The organism is Kurthia gibsonii, assembly GCF_006539985.1.
GTDB lineage: Bacteria > Bacillota > Bacilli > Bacillales_A > Planococcaceae > Kurthia > Kurthia gibsonii.
Map to the genome: position 1 here is coordinate 1 of NZ_BJOB01000013.1, position 14,445 is coordinate 14,445.

Here is a 14,445-nt window from a genome sequence, read left to right on the forward strand (position 1 = left end):
CATTTTTCGAAGCGAAGATTGGTATAAATTAAGAATCCCCTATGATCCAAAATCATAAGGGATTTTCTCTATTTAAAATACTGTTATGTCATACTGGCCTTTTCATTATAGATCTTGCCAATAGTTTCTTCTTTGAATCGTGAGAGAAACTTCATTGGCTTTTTTATAGAGTTTAGCAGCGTCTTCAAAAGACTGTTGTTCATAAAAGACATGACCAAAGGCGATGGCGTATTTTTGGACGAGAATTAATTCCTCACATTCTTCAAAGTATGTAATTGCTTCTTCAATGACATCGGGCTTTAGTGATTCGATATGATGCAACATTTGATAGAACCTAAACTGGAAATAGAATGTTCTGTAAAAAGGTGTGTTTAGATGTTCTGATACGAGTTGAATGCCTTTTTTACACCAATATTGAATGAATGTCGGTTGATTTAGTTTAGAATACTCTTTAATCATATGGTGAATTGCGGCTAATTTTGGTTCTACCGAAACTGTATGTTCCAAACTTTCACGATAATATTGAATGGCTTCTTTTGATTCACCTGTCAGAGCAGCGTGCTGACCTAATTGTTGAAGAATGGTGCCGTATAATTCTTTTTTTTCTAATTGAACAGCAAGGTGATAAGCTGTTTGAAGTGCTTTTTTTGCATATTCAAATAAGCCACTCCGATTATTACAAATGCCAATTTGGATATAACAATTAATAATAGGTGTTTGTAAATTTAGTTTTTCAAAAATCGTGAGAGCGAGATGTGCATGAGAGAAGGCAGCTGAATAGTGATGAATCGTGTACGTTAATTGACTTGAAATAAAATGAAAGTTACCAATGAGCCACTCTGGAATCTCATGTTCATAATCCTGGATGACTTTTTCAGCTTTACTCATAAACTTCATTGCATCTTTATATAATCGATTCTCTAAGCAATAATGGCATGAATTTACATAGAAAATAAAAAGTTGTTCAGGATTTAAATTATTTAAAACAGAGGCAAATGCTGCTGAAATTTCATCTAAATCGAGAATGGGTTGTTTCGCAATAATGGCGATGCGTTGTAAATATAAATTACATTGATAAAAATTTTCACGTGTTGAAAACTCAATATTGAATTCATTAAAGTGGTTCCAAACGATTTGTGCGTGTTCAGCGCTGTTTAAATGGATAGCATATTGAAATGCACGATGTAGTTCACGAAGGAATTCTTCTTCTTGTGACATTTTTAAATAATGCGTATTTAGATTTAGTTTTTTTAAGAGTGCTTCACGAATGTGATCGCGTGGAATAACATGTTCTTTTTCAATTTTGCTTAAATAAGAAGTAGAGCAAATCCCTTTTGCCAAAGCTTGTTGCGTCATGTTCTGTTTAATACGTTCATTTTTAATAATTTGACTATAATTTAGCATGATGACCTTTCTAAAATAAAATTCTTATATTTATTATAGTATAAAATAAATGAAAAACGTCGAACAATTGTGAGGAATTGTTCGACATTTGTTTATTTTGGTACAAGATTATGTGAAAAGGCATAAACGACTGCTTGTGTACGGTCTTGAACATCTAACTTGGAAAGAATATTACTAACATGTGTTTTCACTGTCTTTAAGGCAATGAATAATGTGTCCGCAATTTGCTGGTTGGTCATCCCTTTTGCCATTAATAGTAATACTTCTTGTTCGCGTTCTGTTAAATCTTCGTGTAGGGCACGATCTTGATTTGAGCGCATGCGTTGCATCATTTTGTTTGTGACTTCAGGCTCTAAAACTGATGTTCCGCTGTAAGTTTTACGAATTGCATCGGCAATTTGCTTCGCATTCGTCGTTTTTAATAGGTAGCTAATCGCACCCGCCTCTAGCGCAGGATATACTTTATCATCTTCTAAAAAACTCGTCACAATCATAATTTTCGCTTCAGGCCATTGTTTTATAATTTCTGCTGTTGCTTCTGCACCTGTCATAATCGGCATAACCATGTCCATTAAAATAATATCAGGGCGATATTCTAAACTGCGCTCAACGGCTTGTTGACCATTTTCAGCTTCAGCTACGACTTCCATATCGGGTTGTGCCTGTAAGTATGCAGAGACACCGATTCGCACCATCTCATGGTCATCTGCTAATAATATACGAATCACTTTGTTTCCTCCTGTTCTACAGGGATTTGTACTTCGATAATTGTTCCTTGCTCTGGAATGGATACGACTTTACATGTTCCACCAATTTCAACAGCGCGCTCTTCTACGTTGCGTAAACCATAAGAGCCAGCATGATTATCATCTTGAATAGAAAAACCAACACCATTATCTTGAAGGCGGAATATGACAAGATCATTGCGTTCTACTAGAAGTAGTTGGACTTCAGTTGCTTTTGCATGGCGCAATGTATTTGATAAAGTTTCCTGTGCAATTCTAAAGACATGATCTTCAGCACCTTTTGGGAGCGATACTTCTTCTAGTCTCTCTTGAATGTTAAAGTAAACTTTTTGACGTAGCTCATCGAGTAAATCTTGTAAACCTTGTGCTAGTGATTTATTTTTCAGTGCAATTGGTCGCAAATGAAGCAGTAATGCGCGCATCTCTAGTTGTGCTTGTTGAATAATTTTTTCAGTTTGTTGAAGTTGTTTTTGATTTGCCTCAGGCAGTGTTTCACCAATTGTTTCATTCGTAGCCGAGAGAAGCATAGACGCTGCGAATAATTGTTGTGATACGGAATCATGTAATTCACGTGCGAGACGTTGGCGTTCCTGAATAAGACGCTCTTGTACTTCTTTTTCTTGAATATTTGCATGATCATTCGTTAGACGTTGCAAGCTTTTCTTTTGTGTTTGGACTAAATCATCAATCGCCTGCAACTTTTTGAAATTCTTTTTAGAGACAGGACGCTTTTTCGTTGTTTGAAATTGACCTTCTAAAATAAGATTCAATTGTTTGGTTAGTTGATTTTCTTTTTGAATGGTTAGAGAATTTGACCACATGGCAATTAATAGACTAAATCCACCGAAGAAAATCAACATCCAAGCGCCATAGGGTAAGCTTGCATAATTTTTTTCATAGAGCATTTCCCATTGTGTCGAATTTTCGCCCCACAACATATATAAAATCATCGCGAGTAAGGCGAAGGAGATGGTCGCTAAAAAAAGCGTTCTTAAAATTACTTTTGTCATTTTCTAAGCACCTCCAAATCGCCTGAGAAAGAAGAAGCAGCGATAATTAATTCACGTTCAGGAAGTTCATGTTCACGATAACCATCTTTGACAGCGAGTGATTCGTTCCAGAGGCGTGGGTATTTATGTTGCATGATAGTTGCCTCGCCCATTAAAGCATTGTAGTAAATACGTACAGGTATTTCATAAGGAACGACGACGGTTATTTTACCAATCCCTTGACGAATTGAGATAAGAGAAGCCCCCTTCGGTAAGATGGTATTGGTTGTATCAATCGTAATTTGTCCAACGACGTTTTGAACGTGGACATCTTCCCAAACATAAGAGGTGTTAAGTGTGTCATCAAATTGGAAGAAATTGTTTTTCTTTTTTCGTTCACGCGGACGTTCTTCTGTAGAAGAAGTATTCACATGAACAGTAGCGGGTGTATCTTCACGCATTTTAAAGAGTATATAAATAACAGTTACAAACAATAGAATGCGCAAACTCCACATGGAGAGAATGGAAAGAATGAGTAAACCCAAACCAAACCAAAAGAATAGTTTTCGTTGTTTTTTCATGGATACATAAATGATTCCAATACCAATCAGTGCAAAAATCATCATGTCACTTCCAAAAAGTATTCCCTCAGCAACGATGCAAAGTAGTGCAGCAAATAGTAAAGTTGTCATCGTATTTGTTTGAATGTGTTTCATCGTTGCTACCTCCGTTTCTCGTCGTTCTTTTTTAATACAAAAGAACTGTCCTTCACATCATTTATTATACAGGAAGGACAGTCTATTTTCTTAATTGTACAATAAGCTACAATGATTTTTAAGCTTGTTTCTTTTCAAGTGCTTGTAAACGTTGTTCCATTGAAGTAACTTCGTGCTCTTGTTCAATTTTTTGACCTAAACGTTCGATATATTGTTCCATCGTTTCGAATTTTTCAAGGCGTTGATTTTGTTGTCCGGTTGATTCAGGATCTAATACGCGGTCCATTTGATGATGTGCACGTACAACATTTTCTTTGCCCATTAGTTGTAATTGACGTACACGCATATCTTTGATTTTGTGTTTCATTTCTTCGAATTTACGCTCTAAGCCGAATAATTCATTTGTTGCTTGTTCGATACTTTGATCAAGTGCTGCGATACGGTTTGCGTAGGCATTTTTTTCTTGTTCAGCGAATTCAATTAAGTCAACTTCGCCACTTGCTTGTGCTAATTCGAGTTGTGCTTGACGTTTTTCGAACATTTCAATGGCTTGAATACGTTCTTTCTCAAGCTTCTCTTTTAGTTGACCTTGTCTTTCTAAATATTTACCTGTTTGTTCCGTTTGCTTTTCAGCTTCGCGAATATATTGATTTAACATCGCGATTGGATTTTTTTCCTCTTTTTTATCGAAAAATTGATGTAAGTCTGCCTCGATTGAATATTTTAAACGTTGTAGTAAACCCATTGTTCACTACCTCCTTTTGTCATTCTTATTTTTGTAATTCGTTCCACTGTTTTTCAAAGTTTGTGAATGGATCATCTGATTTTTGTGTAAATACAGGTTGAGCTTCTTTTTGATTCCACTTCTTGTAGATGAAGTAACCGCCTGCTACTGCAACAAGTGCCACTAAACCAGGAATATTTGAGATACCTGATGTTAAACCGATGATTCCAACGATTACCCAGACAACTTTTGCAAATGTTGAGCGAGCCTTCAAATAGAAGTGAATACCTGCGTATAAAACAGCAGCAGATATTAATAAACCTGTTAGTGGTCCGAATAAACTCACCACTGTAAAACCGATTACGATTCCTAAAAGTGTTAGCCATACTTTTCTCATGTGAAAAGCGCCTCCCTTCTGTTGATACCTTTATGATACGTGGGTTTTTAAAGCTTTTTAACCGTCCTCAAAAGGATTTTCGACTAGGACTAGAGACCGAGAACCTATGCGACTTATAGATAGGAATTGTATTTCGCTGTTTAATTATGGCAAAATATAGACACTGAGGAGGAACAACATGAAAAAATATAGTGTATCTATTTTAGCTTTTCTACTATATAGTGCTGTCGTGTTTTATTTAGGTTGGAATGTTTATACATTCTTACATGATTGGTTTGGAGTTACATGGAAAATACCGTTCTATGTAATTTGGTATGTGATTGGATTTAGTATGTTAATTGGACGACTATCACATAAGTTAGATATTTTCACAATTATTGGCTATTATTGGTTAGCATTTTTTCAATATGGTATATTGCTTTTCCCAATTACGAATCTCATTATTTGGTTAGCACCAAATAGCTCGAGAGATCTTATTGAATTTTTTGTATGTCAGCTATTCATTCTTATTTTCTTATTTGGTAGTTATTATGCTTATACGCCTGTTACACGTATTAAAGAAATTATCATTAAGAATGACTTATTAGCAGATCAAACACTTCGTATTGTTTTAGGAAGTGATTTTCATTTAGGTCTTGTGATGCCAAAACGTCAATTGAAAAAATTTGTTCGTTTATCAAATGCAGAAGAACCGGACCTTGTTTTTTTAGCAGGAGATTTAGTAGATGATTTACCGTATTGGTATGAAAAGAATAATATGATGGAAGAGATGAAGAAATTAGAAGCAACACATGGAGTGTACGGTATTTTAGGAAACCATGAGTATTATGGTAATCAAATTGAAAAAACCGTTCAGTTAATGGAAGAATCACAAGTGAAAATGTTACTAGACGAGACGATTGTAATACAAGATGTCTGTGTTTTAACAGGACGAGAAGATGTAACGAATAAAAATCGTAAACCACTTGAATCGTTGAAAATGGATTCACCACTCCCATGGTTCATTATGGAACACACACCAAAAGACATTGAAACACCGGCAAAGCTAGGGGCGGACTTACAAGTTTCTGGACATACACATCGCGGTCAAATGTGGCCTAATCAATTACTTACGCGTTTATCATTTCCGTTAGATTATGGCTATAAAAAGGTTGAGCAGTTGCACGCAATTACTACATCTGGATTTGGCTTTTGGGGACCGCCTATCCGTACAAATAGTCGAGCAGAATTATGGAGAATCGATATAAAATTTACAAAGTCGTAAAAAAAATAAAGGGTATGTCTGTGTTATCATTTGGGTAATAGTGCAAAGGATACCAAACTTTGCTGTAAAAGGAGCATACGCATGTGAGTGAAATTTTAAAAGCCATTATACTAGGCCTTGTAGAAGGTCTAACGGAGTTTGCGCCCGTATCATCTACAGGGCATATGATTATTGTCGACGATATGTGGCTCAAGACAAAAGATTTTTTAGGTAGTTCTTCAGCGAATACATTCAAAATTGTGATTCAATTAGGGTCCATACTTGCTGTTGTTGTCGTCATGTGGAAGAGACTACTAAGTTTGATTGGTCTTTATCATATTGAAGGACAAACGAAACACCATCGTTTTAACTTATTACATGTCATTGTAGGGATTATTCCTGCGGGTGTTCTAGGTGTGCTTGTTGAGGATTACATAGATGCGCATCTATTTAGTATTAAGACGGTTATTATCGGCTTATTCATTGGAGCCATCTTTATGATGATTGCTGACCGTTTTGCATGGAAGAAACCGCGTGTCATGTCGCTTGATGATTTAACGTATAAACAAGCTTTCCAAGTAGGGTTGGTCCAATGTCTATCATTATGGCCAGGATTTTCACGTTCAGGCGCTACTATATCAGGTGGTGTACTTCTAGGGCTAGATTATCGTGTAGCAGCTGATTTTACGTTTATTATGGCTGTACCAATCATGGCGGGTGCAAGTGGTCTATCACTTATCAAGCACTGGAACGAAATTAATCCAGCTGATATGGGCTTTTATGCAGTCGGTTTTATTAGTGCCTTCATCTTTGCATTGCTATCGATTAAATTCTTCTTAAAGCTAATCTCACGCATCAAGTTAATGCCATTTGCAATCTATCGTATTGTATTAGCAGCAGTATTAGCTTGGATTATTTTCTTTTAGGAGAAGTGAGCTAGGACATAAGTGTAAAAATACAATCTCATATGAGCATAAGAAAAATTGGAATCGCGCTGTTTCGTGGTTCCAGTTTTTTTTTATTGCGAACGCTAAAAAAGAGAAGTGAAATATTTTGTCCTAGCTTGTTTTATACATAAAAAGGGCTTGAATACAAAAAGTATCCAAGCCTTATTATAAATAAAGATTAGCCTTGTTCAGAGGCTTTTTTCGCTTCAAGTACTTTTTTTCTTTGCACGAAAGATAAAATAATGAGTGTGAAGGCGATCAATGAACCAATTAAAACAACGTATAATTTTCCAACAATCAAAGATGTGACGAATGTGATTAAAAAAATCATAATCGCAACAAATTGTATTCCGTAAAACGATGGCATTCTTTTTCACCTCAATTAGTTATATAGGATTAATAATAGTACAGCTTTTCATCATGTGCAATTGAATGAACCAATTTATCGAAAAATGTTCACGATTATCGAAGCTTTATTAAAAAGATAAAAAAGACGTAAAATGCATATTTTATAAGGAATGATAAAGATATGAGAAGAAGAAAAGTCAAGTAACTTTTCATTGTCGAATCCGTAACAAAAATGAAATTTCATCGATTCCTAAATGTATAGACTAGTTTAGCACGCTTAAATACTCTATAATAAAAAAGTTGGTCTATGAATCAAATTTATTTTTTTGAAATAAATTTATTTCATATAAAAAATAGTGTAAATAATAAATAAAGTGGTTTTTTACAATAAAACGCTTTAAACAATTGAAAATATAGTTGAAATAAAAAAAGATTATTTTTTTTAAAAAATAGTTCAAAATGCAAGTGTTTTTTATAGTGAATTTTCGACATATCAAAAAAGCGATATGAAAAAAAAAGAAAATCCGTCTAAAGAATTTGTTTCTTTTGAGGGGACGAATTTTTGTAGGCCTTTTGCTATTATTTTCTTCAATTTGGACTTTAATCTTGAATCAACCTTTTCGATTATGTTAGATTAGATAAAGAAGAAAACACAAGATATTTGAAAAAAAAGTTGAGGCAACACAATATATTGTGTTGACAACGTTTTGGGCACATATTCACTAATAATCGCTCATTTATATTATTTTTTTTTGTTTAACTTCGTAAATTACAGGATAAAAAGAATTTTAATCATACATGTAATCAACACAACATGACGATTTTTCAGATGAAGAATGGATGCATGTCAAAATGGAACAGTGAATCATATTCTGCTGGATATGTCGTTTACTGTTATTTTATTTGCAGCTGTTTTGAGGAGTTCAATGGGAAAATAGTCAAAAAATAAAAGGAGTCGTGGTCTTATGGTACAAATGATGACACAAGGTAGAGAAGCTTTATTAAAAAAATTAGAAGAACAATATGGTCGTGAAGAAATTAGTCCACTACTACGCAAGCATGAGCGTTTCATGTCAAAACATCCAGATGCAGATGATGCAGAATGGACAAAAGCGTTAAGCTTAGATGCTTTAGGTATGTTGGATGAAGACGAGTCATTTTGGACATTTGTAGCTGCACGTCTCCTATTAGCAGAAACGTATAAAGAAGCAGCAGACAAACGTGGTGTTGTGAATATTGATGAAGTTTATCAAGCATTCCCAGCACAAATCGAAAAATTAGTAGAGCGTGGTTTATATCATTCGTTCCTAATCGAAAAATACACAGCAGAAGAGCGCCAAGCAATTGCAAACTTACTTAATCCAGAAAAAGATGAATTATTCACATACATTGGTTTAAAAACGTTATTAGATCGTTATGTTGCACGTGATTTCGATAAAACACCTTTAGAACTTCCACAAGAGCGTTGGCTAGTTATTGCGATGACATTAATGCAAGATGAGAAAGTAGACCGTTTGAAGAAGATTGAAGAAGCTTACTGGGCTATGAGTAACCTATACATGACAACTGCAACACCTACATTATCAAATGCGGGTAAAACACATGGTCAACTATCTTCTTGTTTCATTGATACAGTAGACGATTCGCTACAAGGTATCTACGATTCAAACACAGATGTTGCAACACTTTCTAAATTTGGTGGCGGTATTGGTATTTACATGGGTAAAGTGCGTAGCCGTGGGTCATCAATTCGTGGATTCAAAGGGGCATCATCAGGTGTAATTCCTTGGATCAAACAATTAAACAACACAGCAGTATCAGTTGATCAATTAGGTCAACGTCAAGGTGCAATCGCTGTTTACTTAGATGTATGGCATAAAGATATCTTCCCATTCTTAGATTTAAAATTAAACAATGGTGACGAGCGTATGCGTGCACATGATATTTTCACTGGCGTATGTTTACCAGATATCTTCATGGAAGCTGTAGAAGCGCGTGAAGAATGGCACTTATTCGATCCACATGAAGTACGTACAGTAATGGGCTTTGATTTAGAAGATTCATACGATGAAAAACGTGGCGAAGGTTCATTCCGCGAAAAATACTTACAATGTGTAAACAACCCAATTCTTTCACGTGATACAGTGCAAGCAATTGATATTATGAAACGTATTATGCGTTCACAACTAGAGACAGGTGTACCATTCATGTTCTATCGTGATGAAGTAAACCGTCAAAATGCAAACAACCACGAAGGTATGATTTACTCGTCTAACTTATGTACAGAAATCATGCAAAACATGAGTGCAACAACATTTGAATCTGTAACATTAGAAGATGATGTGATTGTGACACGTCGTAAACCTGGAGATTTCGTTGTATGTAACTTATCTTCAATCAACTTAGGTCGTGCTGTACCAGAGGATGTTTTAGAACGTCTGATTCCAATCCAAGTACGTATGCTAGATAACGTAATTGAGTTAAATACAATCCCTGTAGCACAAGCAGAGCGTACAAACTCTCGCTACCGCGGTATCGGTTTAGGAACATTCGGTTGGCATCACCTATTAGCGAAAAAAGGTATCGCTTGGGAGTCAGATGAATCAGTTGAATATGCGGATTCACTATATGAGCAAATTGCTTACCTAACAATTAAAGCATCACATGAATTAGCAAAAGAAAAAGGTTCATATCCTTTATTTGAAGGTTCTGACTGGGCAACAGGTGCTTACTTCGATAAGCATGGTTATGATAGCGAACAATGGAACGAATTACGTGCAAATATCGGTGAATTCGGTATGCGTAATGGTTATGTGATGGCAGTTGCACCAAACTCATCAACATCAATCATTGCAGGTTCAACAGCAAGTATCGATCCGATTTTCCAAAAATCCTACTCTGAAGAGAAGAAGGATTATAAGATTCCTGTAACGGTTCCAGATTTAGATGAAAAAACAACTTGGTACTACAAATCAGCATACTTCATCGACCAAAACTGGACGATTAAACAAAATGCTGCGCGTGCGCGCCACATTGACCAAGGTATTTCACTAAACCTTTATGTTCAAAACACAGTAAAAGCAAAAGATTTATTAGCATTACACTTAAATGCTTGGAATAGCGGCATCAAAACAACCTACTATGTACGTTCTACTTCTGTAGAATTACTTGAATGTGAGTCATGCGCAAGCTAATGTAACGAAAATAGGGAGGAAGGTTTGAATGACTGAGATTAAACGAAGAGCACTAATGGATAAGGAAGCTCCGAACCGTTCTACAGCAATCGTGAACGGTCGATCTTCCAACATTTTAAACTGGGATGACGTGCGTTTTAGCTGGGCATACCCAAAATATAAAAAAATGCTTGGTAACTTCTGGACACCATTTGAAATTAATATGGGTACAGACGTAAAGCAATTTTTAGATTTAACAGATGAAGAGAAAAATACATTCAAAAAGATTATTGGTTTATTAGCGCTACTTGATAGTATTCAAACAGACTATGCTGGTAAAGTAGCCGACTACTTAACAGATTCTAGTTTGAATGCGTTAATGATTATTTTAGCGCAACAAGAAGTAATCCATAATCACTCGTATTCGTACATCTTATCAAGTCTTGTATCAAAAGATGAGCAAGATCGTATCTTTGATTTCTGGCGTACAGAGCCAGTTCTTGAGAAGCGTAATGACTTCGTATTAAAGGGTTATAAAAACTTCGCAGAGAATCCAACAATTGATAATATGTTAGATTCAATCGTGTACGATGTTATTTTAGAAGGTTTATTCTTCTACTCAGGATTTAGTTTCTTCTACCACTTAGCACGTAATCAAAAGATGGTTGCGACAAGTACAATGATTAACTACATTAATCGTGACGAGCAATTACACGTAGACTTATTCGTTAAAATTTATAAGGAGTTACTAACAGAGTATCCAGAATACGATACACCTGAACGCGCAGAACGTGTACAAAACATCTTCCGCGAAGCAGCAGCTCTTGAAATCGAATGGGCGAATGAAGTAATTGGTACGAAAATCGATGGTTTAGACGTAGAAGATGTAGAAGACTACATCTACTTCTATGCGAATGTTCGTTGTAACCAACTTGGTTATGATCGTCCATTTGAAGGCTACCGCAAAAACCCATTAAAATGGATTAAAGCGTATGAAGATGTTGATTTAGGTAAAACAGACTTCTTCGAACAAAAATCACGCCAATACGTGAAAGTAAATGTACAAGACAACGGTTTCGATGATTTATAAGATTTAAGTAAAAACCTCAGCATTTTCATGTGCTGAGGTCTTTTTTTGTGAAATAAATCCTATATTATATCAATATAAAATATGGGAAATACTTAAAAATTTGGGAAGGTATCTGAATTGTGATACAATTTTAAAAAAGAAAGAAATAAAGGGCTTTTGAGATTGAAGCCAATTCTTTGGATTACATGTAAATTACCAGAAGAGATCGTTGAGCCATTAAAATCATGGGCAGATGTACGTGAGTGGCCTACTGTTGAAGTCAATATGCCACACGAAAAACTAGAAGAAATTATTCAAGAGGCTGATATTCTATGGACAATTATGGATAATCGAGTTTCACGCGAGTTATTACAAACAGCTAAAAATTTAAAATTAATTTGTAACTTAGCTGTAGGTTATAACAACATCGATGTTGAAGCTGCAAAGGAATTGGGGATTGTTGTGACAAATACACCAGGTGTTTTAACGGAGACAACAGCAGATTTAGCATTTACACTAATGTTAATCACAGCTAGAAGAATAATCGAAGCAGCGGATGAGGTACGAAACGGTGATTGGACGTATTGGGGTGTAAATCATCTAGCAGGTCGCGATGTTCATGGTGCTACGCTCGGTATTGTTGGGATGGGACGCATTGGTGAAGCCTTAGCGCAACGTGCAAAAGGCTTTAATATGGAAGTGCTTTATCATAACCGTCGTCGTAAACCACAAGCGGAAGAAGCCTATGGGTTTAGCTATCGTGAATTAGATGCTTTACTACAAGAGTCTGATTATGTAGTTGTTTTAACACCGATGACACCTGAAACAAAGGGACTAATCGGTAAACGTGAACTACAGTTAATGAAAAATACGTCGATTCTAATTAATGTAGCACGAGGTGGAATCGTTCAAGAAGATGCACTATATGATGCATTAAAGAATGGCGAAATCTGGGCAGCAGGAACAGATGTATTTGTTCAAGAACCTGTACCAACATCACATCCACTCCTTACATTGAAAAATTTCGTTGCACTTCCGCATATCGGTAGTGCAACACTAAGTACTCGTAAGGAAATGATGGAGATGAATATTGAATCCATGCATGATTATTTAGAAGGGAATCCGATTCGACACCGTGTTGTTTAGGGGGAGTCAATAATGAAGTTACCACCAGGTATTACAGGATTCTTTGATGGAAGTGCATCATTTCAAATGATGGACTTAAAAAAGTTCCGTTCGATTTGTTATGAAGTTTCGATGCATCCAGCGATTAAATTATTAAACATTCAAGAAGCAACATATCCAGCCAATTATATGTGTGCCAAATTTGTTTTTTATAATGAACCCATTCAAGTTGTGATGAATGCTTATTATCCTTTATTTACAACAACAGTTATTGCAGAAGACGGACATTTTGTATTTTGTGATTTACCAGAGGAGTTTCGTCTATTTGAACAGCACTATCAATGTATTACAGTAGAAGATTTAGAACAAATGATTGAAGAACATTACTTGAAGCAACTATCGGAAGTAGAACGCGAGCAAGTCGCATTTTGGAAGCCTGAACGGTTAGGTGAAGTCATATTTAATGCATGGGATTAGCCCATAAAAAAAGGTCGATTCATCAATAAGATGGATGGACCTTTTTCTATGGATAATATTTTTCTAGGTTCATTAAAATTTCGTTTCTTAGTTGCGCTAACTCAGAATACTGATAGAAGAACAATACTTTTTCATCTGCACGAGTATACCCAGAGGGTTTAGTGGAAAGAATAAAATACATAAAAGATTCTGCAAAATCTTCAGTAGGATGACTTGTCGCATATTCTGTAACGAATTCATCAGCGTGAAGTGTGTAGAAGTGGGTTTGAACGGTAGGATCGGTTTCGATATTTTTTAATTGCTTCCAATGTTGCATGACATCATATTGCCAAAATTGCTGATAGAAATGATAGAGGTAGGCATCTTGTTTTAAACAACCTTCGCCGGGATCATAGGTTTTACACACATTATCATGCGAGTATTCAAAAGAATTAAGCGAAAATAGATGACCATATTCGTGAAGGATTGTTGCGTAAAGTCCATTTAAATTTTTAACATCACGATAATCAAGAGCCAGTGTCCATTTGTCTGGATAATCCATTTGCTGCACATAACCGAGGGTATTGTCTTCACCATCTGTGAAAATTTTAAAATAAGCGACCATTTTTCGATTTTCTGATGGAATTAAATTTGCAAAACGTTTCCAAAGCTCATGCTGTTTTTGTTTATTCTCAATAATATTTTGATGCGCTCTTTTTTTTGAAGACTTTATCATATGAATTTGTTCGTCTTTAATTTCATACGTTAAAATATCTACTTCTTTTGGAGAGAAAGGTGCAGTCAAACTATCAATCTCTTCATAGAGTAAGTCACCATGTTTTTTTTCGAGTTTTTTAATGATTTTGTCACCAAGTTTTGTATCAACTTGTCTTTGATGAATTTTTTTAATAGGGGGTGTGTCAGTATCTTGGAGTGTTTGAATAGCTTTTTGTGTGGGATGATTGATTAAACTAAAAATGATGACTATGAGCATGAGGTTCAGTAAGAGAGGCAAACCGAATTTTATATGCCGTTTCAATAGTGTATCTCCTTTCTAGTTATACGATTCTTTTATCTAATTACCCGATTTAAAAATGTTTAGTATATT

The 14,445-nt window shown here is 35.5% G+C and carries 14 protein-coding genes; 6 read left to right on the forward strand and 8 right to left on the reverse strand.

Translation table 11 applies throughout. From position 1 onward, the window contains the following. Window positions 1-105 precede the first annotated feature (105 nt). The 6 genes from KGI01_RS05895 to KGI01_RS05920 form a co-directional block, all read right to left on the reverse strand. Entirely contained in the window at window positions 106-1,404 is a 1,299-nt protein-coding gene (locus KGI01_RS05895; protein ID WP_141273925.1) for a helix-turn-helix domain-containing protein, read from the reverse strand. 92 nt (window positions 1,405-1,496) lie between these two features. Then, a complete protein-coding gene (locus KGI01_RS05900) occupies window positions 1,497-2,132 on the reverse strand; it encodes a response regulator transcription factor (RefSeq protein WP_068456295.1) in 636 nt (211 codons plus the stop codon). Next, window positions 2,129-3,160 carry a sensor histidine kinase gene (locus KGI01_RS05905; protein ID WP_141273926.1) on the reverse strand — a complete coding sequence of 344 codons (1,032 nt, stop codon included), beginning with the start codon at window positions 3,158-3,160 and terminating at the stop codon, window positions 2,129-2,131. The genes KGI01_RS05900 and KGI01_RS05905 overlap by 4 nt, the downstream gene beginning before the upstream one ends. Further along, a complete protein-coding gene (gene liaF / locus KGI01_RS05910; protein WP_141273927.1) occupies window positions 3,157-3,855 on the reverse strand; it encodes a cell wall-active antibiotics response protein LiaF in 699 nt (232 codons plus the stop codon). Before liaF ends, KGI01_RS05905 begins: the two co-directional genes overlap by 4 nt. Window positions 3,856-3,973: 118 nt before the next feature. Continuing rightward, complete coding sequence (locus KGI01_RS05915; RefSeq protein WP_141273928.1) at window positions 3,974-4,600, reverse strand: PspA/IM30 family protein; 627 nt, start codon at window positions 4,598-4,600, stop codon at window positions 3,974-3,976. A 25-nt stretch (window positions 4,601-4,625) separates the two neighbouring features. Beyond that, window positions 4,626-4,976, reverse strand: a complete 351-nt coding sequence (locus KGI01_RS05920) for a lmo0954 family membrane protein (RefSeq protein ID WP_141273929.1) — start codon at window positions 4,974-4,976, stop codon at window positions 4,626-4,628. A gap of 178 nt (window positions 4,977-5,154) precedes the next feature. Between KGI01_RS05920 and KGI01_RS05925 the strand changes: the two genes are divergently transcribed. After that, window positions 5,155-6,240 carry a metallophosphoesterase gene (locus KGI01_RS05925; RefSeq protein WP_141273930.1) on the forward strand — a complete coding sequence of 362 codons (1,086 nt, stop codon included), beginning with the start codon at window positions 5,155-5,157 and terminating at the stop codon, window positions 6,238-6,240. A gap of 83 nt (window positions 6,241-6,323) precedes the next feature. After that, window positions 6,324-7,145, forward strand: a complete 822-nt coding sequence (locus KGI01_RS05930; protein ID WP_141273931.1) for an undecaprenyl-diphosphate phosphatase — start codon at window positions 6,324-6,326, stop codon at window positions 7,143-7,145. A 199-nt stretch (window positions 7,146-7,344) separates the two neighbouring features. Here KGI01_RS05930 and KGI01_RS05935 read toward each other — a convergent pair whose 3' ends face one another. After that, window positions 7,345-7,533: a hypothetical protein gene (locus KGI01_RS05935; RefSeq protein ID WP_068456277.1), complete on the reverse strand. Its 189-nt coding sequence runs from the start codon at window positions 7,531-7,533 to the stop codon at window positions 7,345-7,347. Window positions 7,534-8,479: 946 nt separating this feature from the next. Between KGI01_RS05935 and KGI01_RS05940 the strand changes: the two genes are divergently transcribed. The 4 genes from KGI01_RS05940 to KGI01_RS05955 all read left to right on the forward strand — a co-directional run bounded on the left by KGI01_RS05940 (window position 8,480) and on the right by KGI01_RS05955 (window position 13,358). Continuing rightward, complete coding sequence (locus tag KGI01_RS05940) at window positions 8,480-10,708, forward strand: ribonucleoside-diphosphate reductase subunit alpha (RefSeq protein ID WP_141273932.1); 2,229 nt, start codon at window positions 8,480-8,482, stop codon at window positions 10,706-10,708. A gap of 28 nt (window positions 10,709-10,736) precedes the next feature. Beyond that, complete coding sequence (locus KGI01_RS05945) at window positions 10,737-11,777, forward strand: ribonucleotide-diphosphate reductase subunit beta (RefSeq protein WP_087680910.1); 1,041 nt, start codon at window positions 10,737-10,739, stop codon at window positions 11,775-11,777. A 162-nt stretch (window positions 11,778-11,939) separates the two neighbouring features. Beyond that, complete coding sequence (locus KGI01_RS05950; protein ID WP_141273933.1) at window positions 11,940-12,902, forward strand: 2-hydroxyacid dehydrogenase; 963 nt, start codon at window positions 11,940-11,942, stop codon at window positions 12,900-12,902. Window positions 12,903-12,914: 12 nt separating this feature from the next. Then, complete coding sequence (locus KGI01_RS05955) at window positions 12,915-13,358, forward strand: hypothetical protein (protein WP_141273934.1); 444 nt, start codon at window positions 12,915-12,917, stop codon at window positions 13,356-13,358. A gap of 46 nt (window positions 13,359-13,404) precedes the next feature. On the opposite strand, the gene KGI01_RS05960 is transcribed toward KGI01_RS05955, so the two are convergent. Then, window positions 13,405-14,376, reverse strand: a complete 972-nt coding sequence (locus KGI01_RS05960; RefSeq protein WP_141273935.1) for a hypothetical protein — start codon at window positions 14,374-14,376, stop codon at window positions 13,405-13,407. Between the last annotated feature and the right edge of the window lie 69 nt (window positions 14,377-14,445).